This is a genomic window from Flavobacterium sp. (genome assembly GCF_043756175.1).
Taxonomy (GTDB): domain Bacteria; phylum Bacteroidota; class Bacteroidia; order Flavobacteriales; family Flavobacteriaceae; genus Flavobacterium.
Genome location: NZ_JAYURN010000146.1, coordinates 1 through 3,061, shown reverse-complemented (window position 1 = coordinate 3,061; position 3,061 = coordinate 1). Strand labels below are relative to the sequence as shown.

Here is a 3,061-nt window from a genome sequence, read left to right as displayed (position 1 = left end):
TTGTTGTCCTTTTTTGAAATTAGTGCCAACTTCAATTTCAGCAATGCTTTCTAATGAAAGGTGTCCATATAGTGTATAAAAAGTGTGACTTTCTATTTTGTGTTCTAAAATAATAGTTGGTCCATAATCCCCCAACCCTACATTGTGTTTAAAACTATGAATTGTTCCATCAAGTGCCGCCAGGACAGGAGTTCCGGCTTTTATCCATAAATCTAACCCGATGTGAATATTTCTTTCAGCTGTTTCAGCGTCATTGAATACCGTGCTTCGCTTGTATAAATTGCGTTCTTCGTTGTAACCACCAAAAGCTACTTTTGAATTTTCTTTAGCTAAATATTTTTCAATAAATTCTTCAAAATCAGCCGATGTGCTAATTTCTTGTTTTGAAAAAAAACTATTTGACACGGATAAATCCAAAGGAGTATAGTATTTGTTATCAACAGAATCATCGATTACTTTGACGTTTTCAATATTTTTTAAGATAGTTTCTAATGTGCTCATTTTGCATTATTTGTAATAAACCTTAAAATAAAATAAAAAATGCCAACATAAAAAATTTACATTGGCATTATAACTTTTAATTAAGAGAATATCTGAATGTTATTTTTTTACCTCAATTTTTGCTGTACCACCAGAAACATTTACACTAGTTTTAGTAGTGCCACTTTTAGTAGTAACATTTACGCCATTAGTTCCAACTATTATTGACGAACTGTCTTTCACTTGTTTTGAAGGAGTTGGAGCGGCGGGAGTTGTCACGGTAGTTGTTTCAACCTGCGGATTCATGGGTTTGTCGTCTTTTTTCTTGCAGGAAACAATTGTCATAATCGAAAGTATTCCTAAAAGCAGTGTTATTTTTTTCATATTATTTATTATTATGGTTATTGACTAATTAATTACCAATTTAATATTTTATTCTTTTATAAACAAGTGATTAATTATTAATCAAAAAAAAATCCCAACTTCAAGTTGGGATTTCAATTTTTAAAAAATTATGTATTAATACAAACTTGGATATTTAACTGGATTTACCTCATTCATCATTCCGTATACTTTTTCAAAAATATCTTCAGTGGAAGGTTTAGAGAAATAATCGCCATCTGTTCCATAAGCAGGTCTGTGTGCTTTAGAGGTTAAAGTTTGCGGTTTACTGTCTAAATAATTATAGGCATCTTGTTGCTCTACAATTTGTTGTAAGATATAAGCGGAGGCACCACCTGGTACATCTTCGTCAATTACTAAAAGACGGTTCGTTTTGGCAATACTTTTTACTACATCTTGGTTGATATCAAATGGCAGTAAAGACTGTAAATCGATAATCTCACAATCAATACCTACTTCAAGCAATTCTTTGGCTGCTTGTTGTACCAATCTCAAAGTGGAACCATAAGAAACTAAGGTAATATCTGTTCCTTCTTTCAATGTTTCGACTACACCAATTGGGGTTTTGAATTCACCATAATTCAACGGCATTTTTTCTTTTAATCGGTAGCCATTCAAACATTCGATTACTAAAGCCGGTTCATCACATTCTAATAAACTGTTATAAAAACCAGCAGCTTGTGTCATGTTTCTTGGAACCAAAACGTGAATTCCTCGCACTGCATTTATAATCATTCCCATAGGAGATCCTGAATGCCAGATTCCTTCTAAACGATGGCCACGTGTGCGTATGATTAAAGGCGCTTTTTGTTTACCTACGGTACGATATCTTAATGTTGCTAAATCATCACTCATAATTTGGATGGCATACAACAAATAATCTAAATATTGAATTTCAGCAATTGGGCGTAAACCACGTAATGCCATCCCGATACCTTGGCCGAGAATGGTTGCTTCACGAATTCCTACATCGGCAACACGGAGTTCTCCGTATTTTTCTTGCATTCCTTCTAAACCTTGATTTACATCACCAATATTTCCAGCATCTTCTCCAAAAATCAATGTTTCTGGATATTTAGTAAAAATAGCATCAAAATTATCACGCAAAATCATGCGTCCATCCGTATCTTCTTTCGCATTTTCTGAATATTCAGGTAAAACTTTCTCTACTGAAAATACATTCAATTCCGTTTCAGAAAATAAGTTACTACTAAAGTTTTTCTGTGTTTTTTTAGTATATGAAGTTATCCATTGCGATAATTCCTCTTTTCCGGCTTCATTCATCACTAATCGCAATGTTTTTCTGGCCGCAACAAGAATTTCTTTTTTCAAAGGAGATTTATTACTACTTAATTCAGAAACGAATTTTAAAATTGTTTCTTTATTTTTACTAGTTTCCGCTACTTTTTGCAACAAAGAAATAAGTTCTTTCTGTTCTTCAATAATAGGGTTCAAAAAAGCACTCCAAGCTGCTTTTTTTCCTTCCAATACTTCTTTTCTGGCTTCCTGATCAATGGCTTCAATTTCTTCTGGAGAGGCAATATTAATGGCTATCATCCATAGTTTCATTTGGCGAATACAATCAAAATCTTTCTCCCAGGCTAATCTCGCTGCATCTTTGTATCTTTCATGGGATCCTGAACTAGAATGACCCTGTGGTTGTGTAAGTTCGTTTACATGTATTAAAACTGGAACATGATTTTCTCTCGATATCGCCGCTGCTTTTTCATAAGTTGCAACTAAGTCAACATAATCCCATCCTTTTACTCTCAGGATTTCAAATCCGTTAGTATCTTCTTCTTTTTGATATCCTTTTAGGATTTCAGAAATATTTTCCTTGGTAGTTTGATGTCTTGCATGTACTGAGATACCGTATTCATCATCCCATACACTCATTACCATCGGTACTTGTAAAACACCTGCAGCATTTATGGTTTCAAAAAATAACCCTTCAGATGTGCTGGCATTTCCTATCGTTCCCCATGCAATTTCATTCCCTTTATCAGAGAAATTACTTGCGTTTTTTATACCTGAAACTTCTCTATATATTTTTGAGGCTTGTGCTAGACCTAGCAACCTAGGCATTTGCCCGGCTGTTGGAGAAATATCTGCACTTGAATTTTTTTGTTTTGTTAAATCTTTCCAAGTTCCGTCTGCATTCAAACTGTGTGTCGCAAAG

General features: G+C 34.0%; 3 protein-coding genes. All 3 read right to left on the bottom strand.

The annotated features are described in order from the left end of the window. Positions 1–501, bottom strand: a 501-nt coding sequence (locus ACH2BP_RS11295; RefSeq protein WP_395059950.1) for a peptidoglycan DD-metalloendopeptidase family protein, incomplete at its 3' end; no start/stop codon positions are given. 99 nt (positions 502–600) lie between these two features. Continuing rightward, entirely contained in the window at positions 601–864 is a 264-nt protein-coding gene (locus ACH2BP_RS11290) for a hypothetical protein (RefSeq protein WP_395059948.1), read from the bottom strand. A gap of 135 nt (positions 865–999) precedes the next feature. After that, positions 1,000–3,061, bottom strand: a 2,062-nt coding sequence (locus tag ACH2BP_RS11285) for a transketolase C-terminal domain-containing protein (protein WP_395059946.1), incomplete at its 5' end; no start/stop codon positions are given.

What these genes read in the sequence shown, in the direction of transcription:
- ACH2BP_RS11290 (WP_395059948.1), bottom strand. Translation starts at nt 864, where the DNA reads ATGAAAAAAATAACACTGCTTTTAGGAATACTTTCGATTATGACAATT.